Source organism: uncultured Merdimonas sp. (assembly GCF_963929015.1).
Lineage (GTDB): Bacteria > Bacillota > Clostridia > Lachnospirales > Lachnospiraceae > Merdimonas.
Genome location: NZ_CAWVHE010000003.1, coordinates 394,607 through 419,677, shown reverse-complemented (window position 1 = coordinate 419,677; position 25,071 = coordinate 394,607). Strand labels below are relative to the sequence as shown.

Sequence of the window (25,071 nt, the reverse complement as noted above, 5' to 3'; positions counted from 1 at the left end):
CCAATATCATCCACCTGTTCTTTTATTTCTTTCCCGCATATCTGCCATCTTTCCGGTAGGCTCCCGGCGTCATGCCGAACCGCTTTTTAAATACCCGGTTGAAATACGAAAGATTGCCAAATCCTGTATCCAGCGCCACTTCTGTTACGCTCTCTCTTCCGGATGCCAGTCTGGCTGCCGCCTCCTCCATCCGGCACTGATTGATATACTCTACACAGGTCATATTCATGTACTGTTTAAAGAAACGCATAAAATAATACTCGCTGAAATGACAGAGATCCGCAAGTTCCGCCACACTGACGGGGCGCTGGTAATTTTCCTTGATATATCCGGTTACCGTCTTTAATTTCTCCAGCACTTCCTGATTTTGCTTCTCTTTTCGTTCAAACGGCACTTCCCGGTATAAGACCGCCAGCGCTTTCAGAAGTTCTCCCTTAACCGCCAGTTCATGTCCTTCTTCTTCTGAATCAAACTCCTTTTTCAGACGTGCAAACATTCCGGCAAGCTCTGCGGCCAGACGCGGTTCTCTCTCACCGGAGATCACCGCCGGAAACCGGACTTCCCCCTGTTCCAGAGGGGCCAGATATTTCACACTGCACAGATCCAGTGGACCACCCAGCAGGGAAGGATGAAACACGAAACTGTCCGTCTCCAGGAAATCTGTGCTTCCCGCCGGGATTCCATGTAAGATGCCGGACGTAAGGAAGAGCACATCTCCTTCCTTTACCGGACAAGGCTCCAGATCGATCAGATACGTCCCCTGCCCTCTCCGGACACAGGTGATCTCAAACTCTTCATGCCAGTGGACCGGAAGGCCGGGAAGCCTTGCCGGGTACACACAATTATAATATTCAATGGGAAAAAGAGGGCTTCCATGCCGGTTCTCTTCCCGGTACATTTTCTTTTCCTTCATTGTTCACTTTTCCTCCGCAACCGCAGGATTGTGTCAAAATAAGTTGGAAATATACAAGACTTTCTTTTCCTTCCAAAGTAAAATATCGTTAGAATCAAAGCTGTAAATTTCCAGTCTGTCCTTAGATTGGTATTACAGCATCATCGTATCACATTACAAATCATTAGAAAAGGAGAAATCTTATGGTACGCAAATTTACGTTCGGGCGCCCCTTCCCTACAGACGCAGTGGTAAAAACATATCCTGCCCAGGAAGGAACGCTCCCCTATTTTACAAACACAGAGGAAAGCCTTGTTCTTACTCTGGAAAAGGGCGCTCCTGTCTACGGACTGGGAGAACAGGTGCGGGGGATCAATAAAAGGGGCTGGATCTACACCAGCAACTGTACCGATAACCCGCATCACACAGAGACCACCCGCTCCCTCTACGGAGCCCACAATTTTCTCATCATCGGAGGCGCCTCACCCTTTGGCATTTTCATCGATTATCCGGGAACGCTGACTTTTGATATCGGTTATACCAGAAGCGACACCCTGCGTATTACCCCCGAGGACTGGAACCTGGACATTTACCTGATCGAGACAGAGGATCATCTGCCCGCTTCCATTGTCCATACCTTCCGCCAGATGATCGGACGCAGCTATATCCCGCCGAAGTGGGCGTTCGGCTATGGGCAGAGCCGCTGGGGCTATAAAGACGAAGCGGACTTCCGGGAAGTGGCCGAAACCTACGCAGAGAACGGGTTCCCTCTGGACGCCATTTACATGGACATCGACTATATGGAACGCTACAAAGACTTTACCGTTTCCAGGGAAAGATTCCCTGATTTTCCGGGACTGGTAAATGATCTGAAAGAACAGGGCGTCCATCTGGTTCCTATCATCGATGCCGGAGTAAAGATGGAGGAGGGATATCCCGTCTATGAGGAAGGCGTGGAAAAAGGATATTTCTGCAAAGAAGAAGACGGAACGCCTTTTGTAGGAGCCGTATGGCCGGGAAAAGCGCATTTCCCGGATATGTTGAACCCCGAAGCCAGACGGTGGTTCGGACTGCATTACAAATTTCTCCTGGATCAGGGGATCGAAGGCTTCTGGAACGACATGAATGAACCGGCTATTTTTTACTCTGAAAAGAGATTGAACAAGGTCTTTGATGAAGTGGCTGAACTGAAGGGCCAGAATCTTGACCTGGAGAAAAATGACCGTTTTCTGGGCCTTGTCAACACGCTGGCCAACCATCCGGAAGATTACCGGAGCTTTTATCATGAACCGGGAAATGGTATGGATAGAGTCCGCCACGACAAAGTCCACAATCTCTACGGCTATAACATGACCAGGGCCGCAGGCGAAGCATTTGAAGAACTGGAGCCGGACAAACGGATCCTGATGTTCTCCCGAGCCTCCTATATCGGCATGCACCGCTACGGCGGCATATGGCAGGGCGACAATATGGCCTGGTGGTCCCACCTTCTGATGAATATAAAAATGATGCCTTCCTTAAACATGTGCGGATTCCTCTATACCGGCGCAGATCTGGGCGGCTTTGGCGGTGACACTACGGAAGACCTGGTCCTTCGCTGGCTGCAGTTCGGGATCTTTACGCCTCTGATGCGGAATCACTCCGCCATGGGAACCCGGGAACAGGAACTGTACCGCTTCTCCAATATGGAAAGCGCAAAGAAGATCCTGGAACTTCGGTATTGCCTGCTTCCTTACCTGTACAGCGAGTACATGAAGGCCGCTTTGCATGACGAGATGCTCTTCCGTCCTCTTGCCTTTGACTACCCGCAGGATACACAGGCTGTTCAGGTGGAAGATCAGCTGCTTCTTGGCGAAAGCCTGATGCTGGCCCCTGTTTATCAGCCAAACGCAGAAGGCCGCTATGTATACCTGCCGGAAGACATGCTCCTTATCACCACAACAGGTCCGGAGGATATCCGTCTGAAACTGATGACTGCAGGACACCACTATGTGCCTGTAGCGGAAAACGAACTGATCTTTTTCCTGCGAAAAGGACATCTTCTTCCGCTGGCCGCGCCTGCAAAAAATACTGCTGCTGTGGATGATACCAGACTTCAGGTCATCGTCTGGCCGGGTACAGAAGCTTCCTATACCCTCTACAGCGATGACGGCGTCAGCAAAGACTATGAGAATCCGGCAAATCTGTCAGACATTCAGCTTTCATCCGATGGCCGGATCACCTATACCGGAGCTTTGGAGCGGAACCTTACACTTTGGAATTAAGAGGATATGCAAAAAAAGATTGCTGCCTGATCCGTCAGGCGGCAATCTTTTTTATTACATTAATACCATCACAGCCTCATAAGGCTTCAACTCTTCCTCATACTCTCCCGGATAATTGTGGATCAGTACCCTTCCATCCTTCCACTCCTTCCAGAGAGGACAGGCGGCCGGCTGGTCGGAAAAGTTTGCACAGACCAGCATCTCTGTATCTCCCAGGCGTCTGGTATAGGCAAAGATCTGCGGATCCTCCGGCAGGAGAAGGTGAAACTCTCCTTCTACAAACACCGGATGCTCCTTCCGAAGCCGGATCAGCTTCTGGTAAAAAGAAAAAACAGATTCCGGATCTTCCAGTTCCTTTCTGGCGTTGATCCTGGTATAATTCGGATTCACTTCGATCCAGGGTGTGCCGGACGTAAAGCCTGCGTTCGGGGTATCATCCCACTGCATGGGCGTACGGGCATTATCCCGGCTTCTGGCATAGATGGATGCCATGATGTCCTCTTTTTCATAGCCTTTTTCCAGACGTTCTTTGTACATGTTCAGGGTCTCGATATCCCGGTAATGGCTGATATCTTCAAACTGCACATTGGTCATGCCCAGTTCTTCCCCCTGGTAGATATAAGGCGTTCCCTGCATGCCATGAAGCAGGGCTGCCAGCATCTTGGCAGATTCCGTCCGGTATTTCCCGTCATTTCCCCAGCGGGAGACGATCCTTGGAAGATCATGATTATTCCAGAACAGACTGTTCCAGCCTTTTCCATGGAGCTCGGTCTGCCATTTGGCAAGCACTTTTTTTAGTTTCACCAGAGGCAGCGGCGCCAGATCCCATTTTTCTTTTCCTTCCTGCTGATCCAGGCCGATATGTTCAAATTGAAATACCATGGAAAATTCGCTGCCGTTTGGATGGCTGTAAAGCTTTGCCCGTTCCACGTCTGCGCCCCAGGCCTCTCCTACGGTAATGAGGTCGCCTTTCTGGAAGGTCTCCCGGCTCATTTCCCTAATAAATGCGTGAAGCATCGGACCATTCGCCGTGATTTCCAGATCCGGCTCCTTGGCGATCTGATCGATCACATCCAGTCGGAAGCCTCCCACACCTTTTTCCATCCACCAGAGGATCATATCATAGATCTCCCGGCGCACTTTGGGATTCTCCCAGTTCAGATCCGGCTGCTTTACCGAAAACTGATGGAAATAATACTGGCCAAGCTCCGGCACCCATTCCCAGGCCGGGCCGCCAAATCCCGCTTTCATCTCATTGGGCAGTTCTCCTTCCACGCCGTCTTCCCAGACATAATAGTCATGATACGGGTTGTCTTTACTCTTTTTCGCTTCCAGAAACCAGGGATGTTCATCAGAAGTATGGTTCAGCACCAGATCCATGATGATACGGATCCCGTGGTCTTTCGCCTTCCGGATCAGTTCCTCCATATCTGCCAGCGTGCCGAACATGGGGTCAATATCCTGATAGTCTGAAATATCATATCCATTGTCATCTTGGGGCGACTTGCAGACCGGTGAAAGCCAGATGGCATCAATGCCAAGTTTCTCCAGGTAGGGAAGTCTTTCGATGATCCCGGGAATATCTCCGATCCCGTCACCATTGCTATCCTGAAAACTGCGGGGATAGATCTGGTAGACCACCGCCTGCTGCCACCATTTTTTCTCATACTGCTTTTTCATGGAATTCTCTCCTTTTCCTGCGAACGGCCTTTTAAATGGCCGGTCTATATTTTCTGACTAAGGTTCCAAACTCTTTCATGGCTCTTTCTATTTCCTCAAAGGACGGCATCCTCCACTCCCAGTTGGGAGAGCCTACGGTTCCCGGCGTATTCATATGGCCTTCTTCTCCCAGCCCCAGGATATCCTGGACGGGAAGGATCACATAAGAAGCTTTGCTCTTTAAGGTATAAGCCAGAAGCCGGTCTTTGACTGAACCGCTGCTGCATCCTTCTTTTTTCAGAAACCGGCGGATCTTCCGCCTGGAGGCACAGTTCAAATGGTGATACCATTCCATCAGGGTATCATTATCATGGGTTCCTGTGTAAAGGATCATGTTTTCTTTATCTGCATTGATGTCTCTGGCATATTTTCCGCCCGAATCTATGGAAAACACCAGGATCTTCATGCCCTTCAGATGATAATGATCTTTCAGCGTCAGCACCTCCGGACGCAGTTCCCCCAGATCCTCCGCCACCAGTTCTACTTCCGGCAGTTCTCTGGTCAGAAGATCCAGCACCTCATAGCCCGGAGCTTCGATCCATTCCCCTTCCATGGCCGTCGGACAGGAAGACGGGATCTTCCAGTAGGTATCAAATGCCCGGAAGTGATCGATCCTGACGATGTCGAACAGCTTTCCGCTGTAACCGATCCGTTCCAGCCAGAACCGGTAGTGATCCTCTTTCATATGATCCCAGTCATAGATAGGATTGCCCCACCGCTGTCCGGTAGCGCTGAAATAATCCGGAGGCACGCCTGCGATGAAGATGGGGCGTCCATCGGTATCCAAAAGGAACTGATCCTTTCCGCCCCATACGTCTACCGAGTCTACTCCCACATAAAATGGCACATCGCCCATAATGCGGATCCCTTTTGCATTGGCTGTCTCTTTGACCTTCATCCACTGAAAATAAAAGAGATACTGAAGAAAGATCTGAAAATCTGCCTCTTCCCTTTCTTCTGCCGTCAGTTTCCGGGGATTGCTGATCCAGTTCTTATCCGCTTCCTCCCACTCATTCCAGCAGACCCCGCCGTTTTTCCGTTTCAAAGCCCGGAACACACCGTATTCCTGCACCCATTTCTGCTCTGCAAAAGAGCGGAATTTTGAAGTCTCATCCAGGCTCTTTTCCCGGAACGTCTTCCAGGCCTCTTTAAGATGCGGCAGTTTCCATTCCCGCACTCCGTCATAGTCCACCTTTCCGGCATACTCCCGAAACGGCGACGGTTCCCTGGCAAGAAGCCCTTCCTTCCAGAGTTCCTCCAGGCTGATGTAGAGTTCATCTCCTGCATAGGAGGAATAGGGCTGATAGGGAGAATTCCCGTAGCCCACCGGGTTCAGGGGAAGGATCTGCCAGATCTTCATCCCCGCTTTTTCCATGATATCGATCCAATGATATGCCGCCTCTCCCAGTTCTCCGATCCCGCTTTTGGACGGCAGGGAGAAAACAGGCATTAAGATTCCTGTCTGTCTCATATGCTCTCCTCTTTCTTACAGATGCCAGATATCCTGATTATATTCTGCAATGGTGCGGTCAGACGAAAAATATCCTGCTTTGGCGATATTGACCAGCATCTTCTTTGCCCAGGCCTTCTCGTCCTCATAATCCTCCAGCATCCTTTCTTTGGTAAGGATATAATCTTTCAGGTCAAGCAGCGTCATAAACCAGTCTTTGCTCACGATCTCCTTATAAAGCCGGCCCAGATTCACCGGATCTCCGATAAGGATCATCTGCTTGCTGATGATAAAATCTACCAGTTCTTCGATCTCCGGATCGCTTTCGTAAATGGCTCTGGAATGATAAGCCGCCTTGTCGTAGAGGTCGATGACTGTTTCAGACTTTTCTCCAAAAATATAAATGTTATCGTCGCCCACCAGCTCGTGGATCTCCACATTAGCGCCGTCCTCGGTTCCAAGCGTTACCGCCCCGTTCAGCATGAATTTCATATTGCCGGTGCCGGAAGCCTCCTTGGAAGCCAGGGAGATCTGCTCGGAAATGTCGCAGGCCGGGATCAGCTTTTCCGCTTTGGTCACATTGTAATTTTCCACCATCACAATCCGCAGATAGGGACTGACCTCCGGGTCGTGATTGATCAGTTCCTGCAGACACAGGATCAGATGGATAATGTCTTTTGCAATGGTATAGGCCGGCGCAGCTTTGGCGCCAAAGATCATGGTAACCGGACGTTTGGGAAGATGTCCTTTCTTGATCTCTTTATATTTATAAATTGCATACAGCGCATTCATCTGCTGTCTCTTATACTCATGGAGTCGCTTGATCTGAATATCAAAGATTGCATTTTCATCAATATCCACATCCTGGGTTTCTTTCAGATATTTTTTCAGCTCCAGCTTGGCGTCCTTCTTGATCTCTCTTAATCTTTCAAGCACTGCGTCATCGTCCCGGAAGGCCAGCAGCTTCTCCAGGCTGTCCGCATTCTCCACGAAATCTTTGCCGATCAGCTCTTTCAGATAATCTGCCAGCTCATGGTTACAGTGAACCAGCCACCGGCGGAAGGTAATGCCGTTGGTCTTATTATTAAATTTCTCCGGATAAATGTCATAGAAAGGCTTCAGTTCGGATTCCTTCAGGATCTCTGTGTGAAGCGCCGCCACGCCATTTACCGCATATCCGTAGTGGATATCGATATGGGCCATATGTACACGGTCCATTTCATCAATGATATAGACTTTTTCATCATGAAAATCTCTTCTGACTCTTGCGTCCAGTTCTCTGATAATGGGCAGAAGGTGGGGCACTACTTTCTCAAGATAGGAGACCGGCCATTTTTCCAGCGCCTCGGAAAGGATCGTGTGGTTCGTATACGCGCAGGTTTTTCTTACCACGTCGATGGCTGTATCCATGTTAAATCCCTTCTGCGTGGTCAAAAGCCGGATCAGTTCCGGGATCACCATGGTCGGATGGGTATCATTGATCTGGATACATACATGCTCGTGAAGATGGTAGAGGTTTACCCCTCTTTCTTCTGCTTCCTTTAAGATCAGCTGGGCCGCGTTGCTGACCATAAAATACTGCTGATAGATCCGGAGCAGCTGTCCCGCCTCGTCGCTGTCATCTGGATAAAGGAAGAGCGTCAGATTTTTAGGGATATCTCGTTTGTCGAACTGGATCCCGTCATGGATGATGCTTTCATCCACGGTATCCAGGTCAAAGAGATGCAGTTTGTTGCAGGTATCCTTTCCATATCCCGGCACATCAATATCGTACATCGTAGAAGTCAGGGTAAAGTCTTGAAAAGGCACCTCAAAATGGCGGTCCGTCCTGGTAAGCCAGCTCTCTTCTGTGATCCATGGATTTTTCTCCTCCCGCTGCTTATGATCTGCAAATTTCTGAAGGAAAAGGCCGTCATGATAGTTTATCCCCACGCCGTCTCCGGCAAGCCCCAGCGTTGCGATCGAATCCAGGAAACAGGCGGCCAGCCGTCCAAGTCCACCGTTTCCAAGGGAAGGCTCTGCTTCTACTTCTTCCACCTCGGTCAGATCGAATCCGTATTTTGCCAGCACCTCTTTTGCTTCATCAAAAAGGCCCAGATTGATCAGATTGTTGGAAAGCAGTTTGCCGATCAGAAACTCTGCGGAAATATAATACAGCTTCCGGTCTCCTTCCTTTTGTTTCATATGTTTCATCTTATCTTTGGTAACAAAAAGAAGCGCTGTATACATCTCCTCTTTGGTTGCTTCTTTCAAATCTTTCTGAAATTTTTCCTGCAGTACACGCTGTAATGCCTGTTCCATTTCTTTCTACTCCTTTCAAGATAGTTTCGTATTGTTTCGTTTGGTTTCATCTTAATCCATGTCTGGATATTCGTCAATCTGTTTTTCCTTTTTTCTTGTATTCTTTTTATTTCATGATATAATAATTCCAAATGAACACAGAATCTGCATTAAAAATATGCAGGTTTCCGAAATATTACGAAATCTTTTTTCACCAGGAGGTCTTCTATGGCAACTTTGCAGGATATTGCGGATAAGCTCGGAATTTCAAAAGGAACAGTATCAAAAGCTTTGAACGGCGCGCCAGACATCAGCGAATCCCTGCAGAAAACCGTCATCGACACTGCCGTAGAGATGGGATATCACAAGATCCAAAGATCCGGGAAAAGCCGGAGGCTCTGTATCCTGATCCAGCGTATGGAATACCAGGCCCCGGGCGCGTTCGGATATGACCTGATCCTGGGATTCCGCCAGATGGCTGAACCCGCCGGATACACGGTGGATGTGATCCCGGTCACTGAGGGTCTGCAGCATTCTCTTTCCTATGATAGCTTTATGCTGCAATATAACTATCTGGGCGCCTTTGTCCTTGGTTTTTCCCTGGAAGATCCCTGGATGAAAGAATTTCCTTCCAGCCATACGCCGGCGGTCCTTTATGATAATTACGTTTCCGCCAACCCCTGTATGGCCGCCATAGGGATCGACAACCGGGAGGGCATGGAACTGGCTGTTTCCCACTTAAAAAGTCTGGGACATCAGAGAATCGGTTATCTGAGCCACGCTCTGAACTCCCACATCATGCAGATCCGTCTGGACGCTTTCCTTAAGACCATGAAACAGCAGGAACTTTCCGCCGATCTTTCCGACACCGGCAGTTCTCACTATACTTCCTGCTGTGTAGAGAAACATCTGCCCCGTCTCCTGTCCGAAAAACAGGCGACCGCCATCATCTGCAGCCATGACCTGATCGCCAGCGCCGCTCTGGTGCAGTGCCAGCAGATGGGATACCGCGTTCCAGAGGATATCAGTATCATCGGTTTTGACGACCTGCCATTTTGCGCCTACACATCACCTCCTCTGACCACGGTGCGCCAGGACCGGCTGCAGCTTGGCAAAAGCGGATATTATGCGCTGGAAAGCCTGAGGAACCAGGTTCCGATCGGAACGCTTCTGCTCCATGCAGAACTGATCGTACGAAATTCCACCGGGACGGTGAAACCGGTAAGATAAAAGAATTCCGCTCACAGAAAAGGAGATACGCACTGCTTTGTGCATATCTCCCTCTTTTTATGAATGATCTTTTCCCGTCTTCTTTTGTTTTCTAAGAGATACGGATCTTCTGTCCCGGATAGATCAGATTGGGATTGCTGATCCCGTTGATCCTTGCCAGTCTCTGATAGGTGGTTCCGTATCTTGCGGCGATCCCGCTTAAGGTATCTCCTCTTTTCACAGTATAATACACCGGTTCGGGCGCTGCCTGGGCAGGACTTCCTCCCGCATAGGCGTTCCATGCCGCCCGGTCTCCATAGAATACGTTAAGATCCAGATCTCCGCTGTAGCCCGGCAGACGGCCGTTCGACGTATATTGATAAAGCGCCGCGAATTTCCAGGCTCCGGTTCCGCCCAGAAGAGGCGCTCCCGGATTGTATCCCATCGGCGTATTTCCTTTATAATATCCGGCGTTCCACAATCCGTAATCCCCGTTTACCACAGACGTCCAGTCATAAGCGTGAACCGTGCTGTTACTCATATAGAGCAGCGGTTTTACCCCGGTCAGCTGGTACACCCGGTCCAGCCAGTCTTTTGCCCAGGCCGGCCCCCGCGACACGCCGTTTCCTTCCCAGTCTAATGCCAGAACTGCTTTCTTGATATAGCCCCGGATATGATCAACAAAATACTCTGCCTCGGCAAAAGCTTCGTTTTTTCCTGCAAAATGATATACTCCCAGCTTTTTCCCAAGATCCGCCCCCTGCCGGAACGCCCGGTCGCAATCCGGATTGACATAGGTCACGCCCTCTGTCGCCTTGATGATCACAAAATCACAGGGCACCTTAGACAGATCGATCCCTGTCTGCCAGCTGGAGATATCGATTCCATTTAAACTCATACTGTATCCTTCCTTTCTGTAAAACCTGCTGTTTTACTGATACAGTATCAGCATATGAAAACTTCCGGCCGGAAGTGCTTCACTTAAAGATATGTTTTCCGATATTCTTCCCGTACTTCTTCTGGCACCAGCCGCCCTCCGGTGGCCCAGACGATCTGTACCGCCTGACCCATCTGCTCCTTCAGACCTCTCTCTTCGAGGTACTCCCGGGTCTCCTTACAGGCCTGCAGCCTTACCGGCCCTGCAAAAGCCGCGCAGGAACTGGGTTCAATGAAAATATCTTCTGTATCCCAAAGCATCCGCATATAATCGTAAAGCCATCTGTCTTCCAGCGTAAATTCTCCGGACAGCAGAGGTTCCATTACCTTTCCCACAAATCCGGAGGGACGTCCCACTGCCAGCCCGTCGGCATGGGTCTGTCCGGTCAGCCCCACGTCCTGCACGCAGATCTGATTGTGCAGTCCGGTTGCCATTCCCAGAACCATACAGGGAGCCTGCGTGGGCTCCACAAAGAACACATGGACATGGTCTCCCCAGATTTCTTTCAGGCCAAACGTAATCCCGCCCGGCGCTCCTCCGACCCCGCAGGGAATATAGACAAATAACGGATGTCCCTCATCCACTGTCACGCCAAGATCATCCAGCTGCGCGTGCAGCCGTCCGGCCGCAACCGCATATCCCATAAACAGATTTTTAGAATTTTCGTCATCCACAAAATAACTCTTCGGATCTGCGTCAGACTCTTTCCTTCCGTTTTTTACCGCTTCGCTGTAATCGGACGCATATTCCACTACTTTCACACCATGGCGGCGCAGCATATCTTTTTTCCACTGACGGGCATCCGCCGACATATGCACGATCACCTGATAGCCAATGGCAGCGCTGGCAATCCCGATACTTAGACCCAGATTTCCGGTAGATCCCACCTGGATCTTATACTGGCCGAAATATTCCCGGCATTTTTCCGAAGCAAGCACGGAATAATCTTCTGCTCCTGTTAAAAGCCCGGCCTCCAGCGCCAGATCTTCCGTATGTTTCAGCACTTCATAGATGCCGCCCCTTGCCTTTACGGAACCGGCCACTGCCAAGGCATTGTCCTGTTTCAAAAGAAGTTCCCCAGAAATCCTGCATCCGTAAGTTTCTTCCAGCATCTTTTGCATCCCGGGGATCCTGGTAAGGGGCGATTCTATCCTGCCTTGTTCCGGCTCTGTTTCCGGAAAACATTTCCGGATAAACGGCGCAAACCGCTCCAGCCGGTCTGTGGCTTCCCGGATTTCTTCTGCTGTCACAGGAAGTTTTTCCCTTGCCGTCTCCCATGGTATTAGCTTGTCATTTACCCAGCAGACTTCCTCTGCTGCCGCGATCTTTTGTATCAACGGATCCTGTGCATAACTTTTTTCCATAATCATCCCTCCTTTGCTCTTACAGCCTTTCTCCGGCTGCAGGGATATTTACTGGATCTCCCGGATCTTTTTCCGAAGCGCCAGCACCTGTCCCGGCGCCACAGACAATTCATCAATGCCCATCTGCACAAATGTTTCTGTCAGTTCCAGATCTGCCGCCAGATCTCCACAGATACTGATCTTTTTCCCTTCCAGATGTACATTATTGGCCACAATCCGGATCATCTTGATCAGCGCCGGATGGCGGGGGTTGTAGAATTTTACCAGTTTTTCATTTCCCCGGTCCATACCAAGGGTAAACTGGGTCAGATCGTTGGTGCCGATACTGAAAAAGTCTACTTCTCTTGCCAGCTCTCCGCTGATCATAACCGCCGCAGGTGTTTCGATCATTACCCCCACCTGGATTTCTTCATCAAAAGCGCTCTTTTCTGCCTTTAATTCCCGTTTTGCTGTTTCCAGCAGAAGTTTTGCCCGCGTCACCTCTTCCACAGATGTGATCATCGGAAACATAATAGATACATTTCCATAGACAGATGCCCGCAAAATAGCGCGAAGCTGGGTTTTAAAAATCTCCTCTTTTTCCAGAGAGATCCGGATTCCCCGAAGGCCCATGGACGGGTTGGACTCTGCGCCCACGTCCAGGCAGTCCGCCTTCTTTTCTCCACCCAGATCAGCGGTACGGATCACTACTTTTTTCACGCCCATGGCCTCTGCGGCCAGCTTATATACCTGGAACTGCTGCTCTTCTGTCGGCAGCTTGGTGCCATTTTCCATATACAGAAACTCACTGCGGAACAGGCCGATGCCGCCGGCGTCGCTGCGGATCACGCTTTCAATATCTTCTCTGGTTCCAATGTTGGCGCAAATGTCAATTCTCTGGCCGCTCTGGGTGATATTTTCTTTTCCTTTCAGCCGCTCCAGATTTTTCACATGAGTGACATTCGTGTCCTTCTTTTGTTTCAGTTTTGTCAATGTGGAATAATCCGGCTCAATATAGACTTTCCCCTCGTAACCATCAATGATGATCATTTTTCCGTCATAATCTTTCTTCAGAGCCTCTCCAAGACCGATTACAGAAGGGATCCCCTTGGTCCTTGCCAGAACGGCCGTATGGGAATTAATGGTACCATATCTGGTCACAAACCCCAGGACTTTTGACTTATCAAGCTGTACTGCCTCGCTGGGATACAATTCTCCCGCCGCCAGGACAAACGGCTCGTCCATCAGCATCCGGTCCTTCCAGCTTCTGGACAAGATCTTAAGGACACGATTGGCCACATCTTTAATATCCACGTCATGGCCCTGCGTATAGATCTTCTGTTCTGGATTTTCTTCGGAAAGATAGTTTTCCGCTACGGTCTGCACCGCATATTCCGCATTTAATTTCTGATCCACAATAAAGCGGTTCACCTGATCCACCAGTTCCGGCCGTTCCAGGATTGTCTGCTGCATCTCGAAGATCGCGGCATTGGCATCGCCCACTTCTTTAGCCGCTGCGTCATACAGGTTCTTCAGCTCCTGGATCGCCTTTGTGCGCGCTTTCTGAAAACGCTGCACTTCCTTTTCCACGTCTTTTACATAAATACGACGGATCTCCTTCCCTTCTCTTTTATAAAAAGATAATTTTCCAATCGCAATTCCTTCTGATACTTTTTTCCCCGTTAATGTAATCATAACCTTCGATCCTTTTCTAAAACCGTTATTTTTTGAACTAATTATACTTTACATGGTTGGTTTCGATTCGTCAAGATACTTGGTTTTCCATTGACTTTTTGTCCCACTTATGCTACGCTTTCTTCGTATTCAACTGGTTCCGGACAGACCGGACCGGTTACAAACTTTTTCTTTTTTTATGGAGGTATCATATGAAGGGTACAGTAAAGTGGTTTAACAACCAAAAAGGCTATGGTTTCATCTCTGATGAATCTGGCAACGACGTGTTTGTACACTACTCCGGACTGAACATGGAAGGATTCAAGACTCTGGACGAAGGACAGGAAGTAGAGTACGACGTAACTGAAGGCGCAAAGGGACCGCAGGCAGTAAACGTGACAAAACTTTAATTCCCTGGGCGGTAATCGTAAATTAAATGTACCTTTTTGAATAGATAAAACAGCTTTGATTTAGATATTTAAAAACAATACACGAAACTTTCGATTATGGCTAAAGACCGGCAGCATAGCTGCCGGTCTTTTCATGTACCGATCAGGTACAGGGTAATTTTCATTTTGGTACAGGGTGGTTTGCAATTTGGGACGTAGTACTTTGCAAATTGGGGACGGGGTAATTTGCAAAAAGACTACGTCCCCAATTTGCCCTTGTCGTAATTGCTGTTTAGTGATATGATGAACATCAGTATAAAGAAAAATTAGATAGAAGGGAAACGAAGAACGTGACCTATAAAGAAGCAAGGGTATATTTGGACCATGTGTCGAAATACGGAAGTGTACTTGGCTTGGATACGATTCGTGAGCTGTTGCGTGAACTTCAGGATCCGCAGAAAGATCTGAATTTCATACATATTGCCGGAACCAATGGAAAGGGATCTGTGCTTGCATACACTTCGTCAGTCTTAAGCGAAGCAGGATACCGGACCGGCAGATATATATCGCCGACAGTGGTTTCCTATCTGGAAAAGATTCAGGTGGATCAGATCCCGATATCTGAAGATACTTTCGCCAGACTGACAGAGCAGACAATGCAAGCTATTGACCGTATGATAGCAGCCGGTAAGTCGAGTCCGACTGTGTTTGAAATTGAAACGGCAATAGCTTTTTTGTATTTCAAGGAGCAACATTGTGATTTTGTTGTCCTGGAATGTGGGATGGGCGGGGAAAGTGATGCCACCAACATTATCCCGTCTCCTGTGTGCGCGGTGTTTACCGCCGTCAGCCTGGATCATCTGGGAATTCTTGGAAACACTCTCGAGGAAATCGCCCGGACCAAATCCGGCATCATCAAGCCGGGCTGCCGGGTGGTCTCTGCTCCGCAGGATGACGAAGTGCTTGCCGTACTAAAATGCCAGGCCGCCCGGAATGGATGTCCCCTTCACACGGTAAATGCTGCGGATATTCAGATCCTGCGGGAGGATTGCCTGGGACAAAGCATTTCCTATCAGGAATATCAGGATCTGCCGGTTTCTCTGCCCGGGACACATCAGGCGGTCAATGCGGCAGTGGCTCTGGAGGTGATCACAGGGCTGAAACAGCAGGGCTATTCTATTCCGGAAGATGCCATCCGGCGTGGTTTTTCCGGCGTCCGGTGGTTCGGCCGGTTCACTTGTCTGAAAAAGGAACCTCTCTTTTTTGTGGACGGCGCCCACAACCCCGCGGCCGCGCGCTGTCTGAGAGAAACTCTGGAGCGCTGCTTTCCCGGAAAACGTCTGATCCTGGTCATGGGCGTTTTTAAAGATAAAGATTACCGGAACATTGCGGCCATTATGGCTCCTCTTGCAGCCTCCGTTCATACAGTCACTCTTCCGGACGCGTCCCGCTCTCTTCCGGGGCAGACGCTGGCCCTGGTGATGCGAGAATACTGCAATGAAAATGTACCGGTTCAGGCAGAGCCTTCCATAGATGCAGCAGTCCGGTCTGCCCTGCAGGAAGTAGGAAAGCACGACGTCATTGTTGCCTTTGGTTCGCTCTCTTATCTTGGCGCAGTTGCCGAATCTGTAGAAGCCATAAGTAGGCCAAATCCGTAAACACATATTTATGCAGGATCTGTAAACAACATATTTATATAGAAATGAGGAATCCATCATGATCGATCAGAACAAAATCAAAGAAGGCGTACGCCTGCTGCTGGAAGGGATCGGCGAAGATCCTTCCCGGGAGGGGCTTCTTGAGACCCCGGACCGGATTGCCCGGATGTATGCGGAACTCTTTGCAGGCATGGAGGAAACCCCTTCCACCCATCTCTCCAAAATGTTTCAGACCACCAACAGTGAAATGGTGCTGGAAAAGGACATTACTTTTTATTCCACCTGCGAGCACCACATGCTGCCCTTCTTTGGGAAGGTACATATCGCTTATATTCCCGACGGCCAGGTAGTGGGCCTTAGCAAGCTGGCGCGGACTGTGGAGGTCTATGCCAGAAGACTGCAGCTGCAGGAACAGCTGACCGACCAGATCGCAGAAGCTCTGATGACCTGCATGCAGCCAAAGGGCGTTCTCGTTATGACTGAAGCCGAGCATCTGTGCATGACCATGCGCGGCATCAAAAAACCGGGAAGCAAAACAGTGTGTCTGGCCAGACGCGGGCTTTTTGCCACAGATCCGTATCTGGAAGCGCGTTTCTTCCGGATGTTAGAAAGGAATGTGTAATATGGATCCTGTAGCAGAAAGAGGAAGCGAAAAGAACCTTTTCTCACGCAAAATGACAGCCATATGGAAGCATCCGCTTTTTCAAAGCTCTTTTCAGCGGATCCAGGAATGGGAAAAAGACAGGATCTACTGCCGGCACGGGATGGAACATTTTCTGGATACCGCCAGGATCGCCTATATCCGGTCCCTGGAAGAAAATATCCCGGTCTCAAAAGACCAGATCTATGCGGCCGCCCTTCTGCATGACATCGGAAAATGGCAGCAGTATGAAGATGGAACGCCCCATGAGATTGCCAGCGCCAGGATCGCTTCCTGTATCCTTAAGGATATTGTAACTACCGCCAAGGCATTTCCAGGCGGAGCGTGGTTTTCCCCGGAAGATATCCGGCAGATCCTGACCGCCATCCGCGGACACCGGACATTAAGATCCGGCGCAGAACCGCTGGAGCGCCTGCTCTACGAAAGCGACAAGGCTTCCAGAGCCTGCTTTCACTGCGAGGCGAAAGACTCCTGCGACTGGCCGGAAACCAAGAAAAACAAGGAGATTTTTATCTGATCATGATTATTGGAAACAGACAGTTTGACACGAAAAATCACACCCATATCATGGGGATCCTCAATACAACTCCCGATTCCTTTTCGGATGGCGGGAAATATACCAGCCTGGACAGCGCCCTGTTTCATGCAGAAGAAATGATCCGGGAAGGCGCAGATATCCTGGACATAGGCGGAGAATCCACCCGCCCCGGCCACACGCAGATTACGGATGAAGAAGAAATCTCGCGGACCGCACCCGTGATCGAAGCCATACACCAGCGGTTTGACATTCCCATTTCCATTGATACCTATAAATCCAAGGTGGCAAGAGCCGCCCTGGAAGCTGGAGCCGACCTGGTCAACGACATCTGGGGGCTTCAGTACGATCCGGAAATGGGCCCGGTGATTCGTAAATACCAGGCATCCTGCTGCCTGATGCACAACCGGAAAGAAGCGGATTATCAGGATTTTTTCCCGGATTTTCTGAAAGATCTTAGAAAATGTATTCGTTCCGCCAAATCTGCCGGCATTTCTGACGACCGGATCATGCTTGACCCAGGCGTCGGATTTGGGAAAACCTATGACATGAACCTGGCAGTGATCCGGAACCTTGACCGGATGCAGGAACTGGGATACCCGGTGCTGCTTGGAACATCCCGGAAATCCGTGATCGGCCTGACTCTTGATCTGCCAGCTGATCAGCGAGAAGAAGGAACCCTTGCCACCACCGTTTACGGCATGCTTCACGGCTGCTCCTTTATCCGGGTGCACGATGTACAGGCGAACAGGCGGGCGATCCAGATGACAGAAGCAATCCGAAACGCGGACAAATACTAAATGCAAACGATACGTTAGATCAGGGAGGCAGTTTTTATGAAAGATCAGATCATCATTAAAAAACTGGAAATCTTCGCAAATCACGGGGTTTTTCCGGAAGAAAATAAACTGGGCCAGAAATTTCTCGTTTCGGCCATACTGTTTACAGACACCCGGGAAGCCGGGACTACCGATAACTTAACGACATCCATTGACTATGGCGCTATCTGCCAGTTTATCGACCAGTTCCTGAAAAACCACACTTTCCATCTCATCGAACGCGCGGCCGAGACGCTGGCAGAAGCGCTGCTTCTGCACACACCCGGGCTGGATGCCGTAGAACTTACAATCCAGAAGCCCTGGGCGCCCATAGGACTTCCTCTGAAATCCGTCGCCGTAAAAATCCACCGCAGCTGGCACACTGCCTATCTGGGGATCGGCTCCAACATGGGCGATAAAAAAGCCTATCTCGACCAGGCAGTGCAGGCTTTGAAAGAACACAAAGCCTGCCAGGTAGAGGCAGTTTCTGATTATCTGGTCACCAGCCCCTACGGCGTCACAGACCAGGATGACTTCCTGAACGCATGCCTGAAACTTCGCACCCTGCTCACACCCTACGAACTTCTGGACGAGCTGCACAAGATAGAACAGCAGGCCGGACGCGAGCGAATCCGCCGCTGGGGGCCAAGAACACTGGATCTGGACATACTGTTTTATGACGACCTGATTCTTGGCGATCCCACTCTGTGCATCCCACACGTTGATCTGGCAAATCGGGAATTTGTTCTAAAACCCCTGGCAGAAATCGCACCTTATCTTCACCATCCGGCAAATGGGAAGACCGTGCAGGAAATGCTCCGGGAAGTAGCAACGTAATTTGGGACATAATTTGGGACGTAGACCTTTTGCAAAGGTCTACGTCCCAAATTGCATTTCAGGGTGTACCTAAATGGATTTCAGGGTGTACCCAATCAACTTTATCCCTCATATTTCATTTTCTGAAGTTTTACCGAGTAGATAGAATATGTGGTCAGCATAATGATATTGGCAAATGCCAGCAACACAACTGCCATCATCCCTGTTCCAAAGCAAAGTTGGCCGAGCATTGCAATTGCCAGCAATACCATCAGGATTGTCTTCATCAGGACAAATGTTTTGTAACTGGTTTTATAGATTATCGTCTGTTCTGCTTCATCACAGCTTTCCAGCCACTCTTTTTCAAAATGCAGATCCGCCGCGTCCCCTTTCTTGGAAGGATCTTTTCTACGCATCTGTCTGACAGCGGCGACCTGATACATCGTACACACAATGACTGTAAGAAGAAACGGCGCTATCGCTCCCAGCAGACGCTTTGCGGTTTCTTCATCTTCAACCGGAAAGCCGAAAGCAAAGAACACCATTGCAAGACACACAATTACGTTCGCCCCTGCTACTCCGAAAGAACTCCACCGCTCATATCCGCAATCCAGCATTTCCATCAGCGAATCATCTTCCACATCCATCTGCCGGATATAGTGTTCTGCATTTCGATAGCAGATCAGGCTTAAAATCAGAGATATCACCACAAAAATCCACAAGATTACAGCCACCTGATTGCCAAGCCATTCTGCTACTGGCGGGAACGGTTCATCTATTCCATCCTGCAGCATAAATATCCCCGCGCCCAAAAATGCACCGATCACTCCGCCTCCACACATAATAAGTATCATTTTCACATATGAATTCAATTTATTTTCCCTCTTTGTCTTCATATTACTCATCCTCCTCAAGCTCAAAAATTTCTTCTACAGGAACTCCAAAAATATTCGCAAGTTTCAACGCCAGTGCCACTGACGGTGAATAATCGCCCCTCTCGATCAGGCTGATCGTCTGTCTGGATACTCCAGCCATCTTGCCCAGCTGCGATTGATTCACATTCAATCTTGCCCGATGTTCCTTCACATGGTTCTTAAGCCCCATATACACCTCTCCTCTCCGCGTAGCTGTTCGCTAAAGCAGCCATGGAAATCCATTCGTAAATATTCATGCATGTATAAACTTCTTTTCTTGTCATGACAAATATAGTTTTCATTTTGACAACTTTTCTTGTCATCCAAACTATAACATTGACAACTTTATTTGTCAACATCTTTTTTGGGGGACGTAGACCTTTGCAAAAGGTCTACGTCCCAAATTGCATTTCACGGTGTACCCAAATGAATTTCAGGGTGTACCCGAATATCAATCACCGGAAGTGCCAAAAGGAACATTCCGGGATTGTAAGCGGTCGCCAAGGTCTCGGGCAAGCCCGGACTTTGGCTCGTCGCCAGTACAAGAAAAAAAAGACATCTTCGTTCTCGAAGATGTCTTTTGGCTACTATCATTATCATAATCTTTACGATTACCGATTTGCGCGATATGCTTCGTCTGCGCTGTATACGTCGAACCCGCTGCCTTTCAGGATATCGATTACCCGGCTCGGATCATCGCTCTTCAATACTGCCGCTGCATCAGAACCGTTGGCGAACGCGTACATGTATTCGATATTCACATTGCCTTCTACAATCTGATGCATCGCCTTGCTTAAGGATCCTGTGGCGTGAGGCACACGAAGCGCCACCACGTCTGTCAGCATAGCGGTGATCCCCGCATCTTTCAGGGCTGCGCGGCCTTTCTGCGGCTCAGATACAATCATACGGAGCATTCCGTAATCGGAAGTGTCTGCCAGACTAAGCGCCACGATATCTACATCGTTTTTTGCCAGGATATCCAGCACTTCGTCCAGGCGCCCTTCTGTGTTTTCCAGAAATACTGATAATTGCTGAATTGTGTTATTGATACTCATGGATCTTTCCCCCTTTTTACAGAACTCTGTTATCGATCACTCGTTTTGCCTTGCCTTCACTTCTCTGAATGGTCTTTGGTTCTACCAGCTTCACTCTTACAGATACGCCAAGAGCCTGCTTTAAGACTGCGGCCACCCGGCTCTTGAGTTCGTCCAGTTTACGGATCTCATCGGAGAAATATTTTTCATCAACTTCTACCATAACTGTCAGCACATCCAGATTGTTCTCCCGGTCTACGATCATCAGATAATGTGGCGCCACACCGCCGCCCATGGACAGAAGCGCTGCTTCTACCTGCGTCGGGAATACATTGACGCCGCGGATAACTTTCATGTCATCGGTACGTCCGGTAAACTTCTGGATCCTGGGCAGTGTTCTTCCACATTCGCAAGTGGTGTGGTCAATGCTGGTCAGATCCTTGGTCCGGTAACGCAGAAGCGGCATGCCTTCTTTTACAAGGGTGGTAAATACCAGCTCACCGGTCTCGCCGTCCGCACAAGGCGTCTGATCTGCCGGATTTAAGATTTCCGGATAGAAGAAATCCTCATGCACATGCAGTCCTTTGTGATGGATGCAGTCCATGGCCACGCCCGGTCCTGTGATCTCGCACAGTCCGTAAATATCAAACGTATTGATATGTAAAATGCTCTCGATCTTCTTTCGCATCTCATCGGTCCAGGGCTCTGCGCCGTTGATGCTGGCTTTTATCTGGAGACGGTCTACAATCCCTGCCTCCTGGGCCGCCTCTGCCAGATATACCGCATAAGACGGTGTACATGCAAATGCTGTAGCTCCGAAATCTTCCATACACATCAGCTGACGCTTGGTATTTCCTGCGGACATCGGGATCGCCATCGCCCCGAGGGCATGGGCGCCGTAATCCAGACCCATTCCTCCGGTAAACAGTCCATATCCATAGCAGATATGGATCCGGTCTTTTGACGTAAGTCCCGCCATAGTCAGTCCTCTTGCCACGCATTCTCCCCAGACATCCACATCCTTTTGTGTATAAGAAGCAAGCGTAAGTTTTCCGGTGGTTCCGGAAGTTCCCTGTACACGGACGATCTGCTCCTGCGGAACCGCAAGAAGCCCAAACGGATAATGATCTCTTAAATCTTCCTTTGTCGTAAATGGAAGTTTGCTGATATCTTCGATCCCTTTGATATCTCCCGGTTCTACTCCCAAGTCATCCATCTTTTTGCGGTAAAACTCTACGTGGTCATACACGTTTTTTACCTGTTTTACCAGCCGCTCACTCTGCAGGGCAGACATTTCATCCCTGCTCATACACTCGATCTTCGGATCCCGGATCTGTTCCACCCAGTTTTCCAGTGCTACTCCTGCCATTTCTCTCTTTCCTCCTGTTGCTTAAAATATATCTTTTTTCCCCACTCACACGACTTCGCCGATTCGCCCATAAGTCCTGACACAAGACTTGAGTCCCTTTTCGCGGATCTGATACCCGCGAGAGTCTCTATAAATGGTATCCTACGTCAAACGCCTTTTTATTGATCTCAATGGTTTTTGGCGGAACCGTTTTTTCGATCACCTCATACCACTGCTCTTTTGTAAAATCCATATGCTGGGCGGCAATTCCCAGCACAACCAGGTTAAATACCCTGGGATTGCCAAGTTTCTTGGCCTCTTCGGTGGCATTCACGGTATAAACCTTGTGACGCTCCCTTAAGTCTTCGATAATATGATCCGGATACTCGGCTGCTCCGATCACTACCGGCATGGGATCGATCCGCCAGTCATTGACAACCAGCGCCCCGTCTTTCTTCAGGAAATGTGCATAACGGAGAGCCTCCAGGCGTTCAAAGGCAATGATCACATCCGCCTGGCCTTCTTCCACGATGGGCTCCGCCACATTTTCTCCATAACGGACAAACGTAACCACGCTGCCGCCGCGCTGCGCCATCCCATGCACTTCGGAAAGTTTCACATCATAGCCGCCGGCGATCGCAAGTCCTCCCAGGATCCTGCTGGTAAGAAGTGTTCCCTGTCCGCCAACGCCGACGATCATAATATTCTTTGTCTCCATTATCTGTCCCCCTCCTTTACCAGCTCGATCGCATCAAATTTACACAAGCTTTCACACAGACCGCAGCCGGTACACATGGTATCGTCAATGTGGATGGTTCCGTCTGCATTTCTGGTCATAGCCGGACAGCCGGGCCGCATGCACATGCCGCATTTTTTACATTTGTCTGTATGTACGGTATAAAGAGGCTTCTTTGCCTTGCTCAGAAGCACGCAGGGCGTCTTGGTAATGATCACAGACACCTCGTCCTTCGCCACCTCTTCTTTGATCACCTTTTCCAGATTCTCAATGTCAAATGCATTGATCTCCACTACATTTTTTACTCCCATGGCTTTGCAGAGCGCCGGGATATTGATCGCGTAGGTCGGATCTCCCTGCAGAGTCTTTCCGGTAGCCGCGTGATCCTGATGCCCGGTCATTCCGGTGGTGGAATTATCCAGGATAATCACTGTACCGGTGGCCTGGTTATACATCATATTCATCAGGGAATTCACTCCGGTATGCAGGAAGGTGGAATCTCCGATCACTGCCACCCAGTTCTTGATATATTCTTTTCCTTTTGCCTTCTCCATGCCGTGAAGACTGGAGATGCTGGCTCCCATACAGATGGTGGTATCTACCACGCTTAAAGGCGCAACCGCTCCAAGCGTATAACATCCGATGTCTCCTGCCGCATGAAGCTTCAATTTATTCAACACATAATAGACACTTCTGTGAGGACAGCCCGGGCAGAGGATCGGCGGTCTTCCTGGCGCTGCGGCCGGCTGATCCAACCCCAGATCTTCTTTCAGGATCGCTTCCCTGATCATGTTGGCGCTGTACTCGCCCTGCACTGTAAATATTTCTTTTCCGATAGCGGAAATGCCCCAGGATTTTACCTGTTCTTCGATCACCGGATCCAGTTCTTCTACAATGTACAGAGTCTCTACCTTCGATGCAAAGTCCTCGATCATCTTTCTTGGCAGAGGATTCACCATGCCAAGCTTCAAAACAGATGCCTCCGGCAGCGCTTCCCGCACATACTGATAGGGAATACCGCTGGTGATCACACCGATCTTCGGATCCCGCATCTCCACACGGTTAATAGAAAGCGTATCCGCTGCTTCTTTCAGTTCCAGATTTCTCTTTTCAATCTCTACATGCCGAAGCTTTGCATTACCCGGCATCATAACCGTCTTACGGATGTCTTTTACATAAGGTTTATCTTCCGGACAGACACGTTCTCCCAACTCCACCAGTCCCTGGGAATGTGCCAGTCTGGTTGTGGTCCGGAATACAAACGGCCGGTCGAACTTTTCGCTTAAATCAAAGGCCAGCTTCATAAACTCCTTGGCCTCTGAACTGTCAGACGGCTCCAGTACCGGAAGCTGAGCGGCTCTTGCCACCATCCGGGTATCCTGTTCATTCTGGGAACTGTATAACCCCGGATCATCCGCTACCACGATCACCAGGCCTCCGTTTACTCCCATATAGGAAACGGTATAGGCCGGGTCCGCCGCCACGTTAAATCCCACATGCTTCATGCAGGACATAGCGCGCACGCCCACGACAGACGCGCCGATCGCCACTTCTGTTGCCACCTTCTCATTGGGCGACCACTCGCAGTACAGGTCGTCCTTGTATTTCACCAGACACTCGCTGATCTCTGTACTGGGCGTGCCGGGGTAAGCGGCGGATACTTTGACTCCCGCTTCATATGCCCCTCTGGCAATGGCTTCATTGCCCAGCATGATCACTTTTTTACTCTCTGCCATGTCATTTTCATCCTTTCACAAATCACATTACTACACCCGTTTATTGTACCACAATACTTTCACGAATTAAAGCACAAAATTTAAGAAACATGTCGTTTACAGGTATATGTTTCCACTTCCAGCTTAATGATCCCCACAGTCTTTTCAAGCCCCGGATTCTCCCGGAATTCCGTAAACTCTTTCCCGGTCTGGTGCTTCATAATGATTTCCAGCGCAGTAAGTTTCTCTGCCGGGTCTTCCAGGATCTGTGCCTTACCCGTTCCGATCACACTGGCAAAATAATAGCTGTACTGACAGGCCTTCTCTCCCTCCTGCAGTCCGTGGCAACAGTCCATCTCAAATCCTGCCCTGGGATCTTTACGGATCATTTCCACTTTCTTTCCTTCTTTTGCGCCATGGAAATACAGGATCAGCTTTCCGTCCTGCTCCCGGTATCCGTAATTCATGGGCACCATATAAATCCCGTCTTCGTCGGAAAGCCCCAGCCTGCACACCTTACATTCATCCAGGATTTCCCTGATTTCTCCGGCATCCGTTACTTCTCTTTCTCTTCTTCGCATCTGCTACTGTTCCTCCTGTCTGCTTATGAAATCAATTGTAAAACTTCCCCCTGACAGTGTCAAATCAGAAATATAAAATCGCCTCTTTCCCGCCTGTG

General features: G+C 49.5%; 22 protein-coding genes. 8 read left to right on the top strand and 14 right to left on the bottom strand.

All coding sequences use genetic code 11. The features are described from left to right. Positions 1-22: 22 nt before the first annotated feature. Positions 23-913 (bottom strand): AraC family transcriptional regulator, encoded by an 891-nt coding sequence (locus tag ABGT54_RS02825; RefSeq protein ID WP_346662743.1) that lies wholly within the window; start codon positions 911-913, stop codon positions 23-25. A 182-nt stretch (positions 914-1,095) separates the two neighbouring features. Between ABGT54_RS02825 and ABGT54_RS02820 the strand changes: the two genes are divergently transcribed. Beyond that, positions 1,096-3,156 (top strand): TIM-barrel domain-containing protein, encoded by a 2,061-nt coding sequence (locus tag ABGT54_RS02820; protein ID WP_346662742.1) that lies wholly within the window; start codon positions 1,096-1,098, stop codon positions 3,154-3,156. A 54-nt stretch (positions 3,157-3,210) separates the two neighbouring features. Here ABGT54_RS02820 and ABGT54_RS02815 read toward each other — a convergent pair whose 3' ends face one another. From ABGT54_RS02815 to ABGT54_RS02805, 3 genes are read right to left on the bottom strand one after another with little or no spacing between them, the layout of a single operon-like run. After that, positions 3,211-4,836: an alpha-glucosidase gene (locus ABGT54_RS02815; RefSeq protein WP_346662741.1), complete on the bottom strand. Its 1,626-nt coding sequence runs from the start codon at positions 4,834-4,836 to the stop codon at positions 3,211-3,213. Positions 4,837-4,867: 31 nt separating this feature from the next. Then, complete coding sequence (gene malQ / locus ABGT54_RS02810) at positions 4,868-6,346, bottom strand: 4-alpha-glucanotransferase (protein ID WP_346662740.1); 1,479 nt, start codon at positions 6,344-6,346, stop codon at positions 4,868-4,870. Between the two features lie 15 nt (positions 6,347-6,361). Next, the gene (locus ABGT54_RS02805; RefSeq protein ID WP_346662739.1) at positions 6,362-8,626 is read right to left on the bottom strand and encodes a glycogen/starch/alpha-glucan phosphorylase; all 2,265 of its coding nucleotides are present in this window, start codon (positions 8,624-8,626) and stop codon (positions 6,362-6,364) included. Between the two features lie 207 nt (positions 8,627-8,833). Here ABGT54_RS02805 and ABGT54_RS02800 point away from each other — a divergent pair, with 207 nt between their 5' ends. Then, positions 8,834-9,835 carry a LacI family DNA-binding transcriptional regulator gene (locus ABGT54_RS02800; protein ID WP_346662738.1) on the top strand — a complete coding sequence of 334 codons (1,002 nt, stop codon included), beginning with the start codon at positions 8,834-8,836 and terminating at the stop codon, positions 9,833-9,835. A 91-nt stretch (positions 9,836-9,926) separates the two neighbouring features. On the opposite strand, the gene ABGT54_RS02795 is transcribed toward ABGT54_RS02800, so the two are convergent. The 3 genes from ABGT54_RS02795 to ptsP all read right to left on the bottom strand — a co-directional run bounded on the left by ABGT54_RS02795 (position 9,927) and on the right by ptsP (position 13,789). Next, entirely contained in the window at positions 9,927-10,712 is a 786-nt protein-coding gene (locus ABGT54_RS02795; RefSeq protein ID WP_346662737.1) for a GH25 family lysozyme, read from the bottom strand. 83 nt (positions 10,713-10,795) lie between these two features. Then, positions 10,796-12,115: a D-serine ammonia-lyase gene (gene dsdA, locus ABGT54_RS02790; RefSeq protein ID WP_346662736.1), complete on the bottom strand. Its 1,320-nt coding sequence runs from the start codon at positions 12,113-12,115 to the stop codon at positions 10,796-10,798. Between the two features lie 48 nt (positions 12,116-12,163). Beyond that, a complete protein-coding gene (gene ptsP / locus ABGT54_RS02785) occupies positions 12,164-13,789 on the bottom strand; it encodes a phosphoenolpyruvate--protein phosphotransferase (protein ID WP_346662735.1) in 1,626 nt (541 codons plus the stop codon). A gap of 191 nt (positions 13,790-13,980) precedes the next feature. On the opposite strand from ptsP, the gene ABGT54_RS02780 reads away from it, so the two are divergent. The 6 genes from ABGT54_RS02780 (at position 13,981) to folK (ending at position 18,666) form a co-directional block, all read left to right on the top strand. Continuing rightward, entirely contained in the window at positions 13,981-14,178 is a 198-nt protein-coding gene (locus ABGT54_RS02780; protein WP_204908317.1) for a cold shock domain-containing protein, read from the top strand. A gap of 329 nt (positions 14,179-14,507) precedes the next feature. Next, positions 14,508-15,815 (top strand): folylpolyglutamate synthase/dihydrofolate synthase family protein, encoded by a 1,308-nt coding sequence (locus tag ABGT54_RS02775; protein WP_346662734.1) that lies wholly within the window; start codon positions 14,508-14,510, stop codon positions 15,813-15,815. A gap of 58 nt (positions 15,816-15,873) precedes the next feature. Further along, a complete protein-coding gene (folE, locus tag ABGT54_RS02770) occupies positions 15,874-16,437 on the top strand; it encodes a GTP cyclohydrolase I FolE (protein ID WP_346662733.1) in 564 nt (187 codons plus the stop codon). A 1-nt stretch (position 16,438) separates the two neighbouring features. Next, entirely contained in the window at positions 16,439-16,993 is a 555-nt protein-coding gene (locus ABGT54_RS02765) for an HD domain-containing protein (protein ID WP_346662732.1), read from the top strand. A gap of 2 nt (positions 16,994-16,995) precedes the next feature. Further along, positions 16,996-17,811, top strand: coding sequence for a dihydropteroate synthase (gene folP / locus ABGT54_RS02760; protein WP_346662731.1), 816 nt, complete (start codon positions 16,996-16,998; stop codon positions 17,809-17,811). 36 nt (positions 17,812-17,847) lie between these two features. Beyond that, complete coding sequence (folK, locus tag ABGT54_RS02755) at positions 17,848-18,666, top strand: 2-amino-4-hydroxy-6-hydroxymethyldihydropteridine diphosphokinase (RefSeq protein ID WP_346662730.1); 819 nt, start codon at positions 17,848-17,850, stop codon at positions 18,664-18,666. A gap of 101 nt (positions 18,667-18,767) precedes the next feature. Here the strand turns inward: folK and ABGT54_RS02750 are convergent, their stop codons facing one another. From ABGT54_RS02750 to ABGT54_RS02720, 7 genes are all read right to left on the bottom strand, one after another. After that, a complete protein-coding gene (locus tag ABGT54_RS02750; RefSeq protein ID WP_346662729.1) occupies positions 18,768-19,541 on the bottom strand; it encodes a DUF3169 family protein in 774 nt (257 codons plus the stop codon). Between the two features lies 1 nt (position 19,542). Continuing rightward, entirely contained in the window at positions 19,543-19,749 is a 207-nt protein-coding gene (locus ABGT54_RS02745; RefSeq protein WP_204908324.1) for a helix-turn-helix transcriptional regulator, read from the bottom strand. A gap of 421 nt (positions 19,750-20,170) precedes the next feature. Continuing rightward, complete coding sequence (locus tag ABGT54_RS02740) at positions 20,171-20,614, bottom strand: amino acid-binding protein (RefSeq protein ID WP_346662728.1); 444 nt, start codon at positions 20,612-20,614, stop codon at positions 20,171-20,173. A gap of 16 nt (positions 20,615-20,630) precedes the next feature. Beyond that, positions 20,631-21,962 (bottom strand): phenylacetate--CoA ligase, encoded by a 1,332-nt coding sequence (locus tag ABGT54_RS02735; protein ID WP_346662727.1) that lies wholly within the window; start codon positions 21,960-21,962, stop codon positions 20,631-20,633. A gap of 127 nt (positions 21,963-22,089) precedes the next feature. Next, positions 22,090-22,659 carry an indolepyruvate oxidoreductase subunit beta gene (locus ABGT54_RS02730; protein WP_204930428.1) on the bottom strand — a complete coding sequence of 190 codons (570 nt, stop codon included), beginning with the start codon at positions 22,657-22,659 and terminating at the stop codon, positions 22,090-22,092. Continuing rightward, positions 22,659-24,413 (bottom strand): indolepyruvate ferredoxin oxidoreductase subunit alpha, encoded by a 1,755-nt coding sequence (gene iorA / locus ABGT54_RS02725; protein WP_346662726.1) that lies wholly within the window; start codon positions 24,411-24,413, stop codon positions 22,659-22,661. The genes ABGT54_RS02730 and iorA overlap by 1 nt, the downstream gene beginning before the upstream one ends. Before the next feature lie 80 nt (positions 24,414-24,493). Then, positions 24,494-24,973 carry a pyridoxamine 5'-phosphate oxidase family protein gene (locus ABGT54_RS02720; protein ID WP_346662725.1) on the bottom strand — a complete coding sequence of 160 codons (480 nt, stop codon included), beginning with the start codon at positions 24,971-24,973 and terminating at the stop codon, positions 24,494-24,496. Positions 24,974-25,071: the final 98 nt, after the last annotated feature.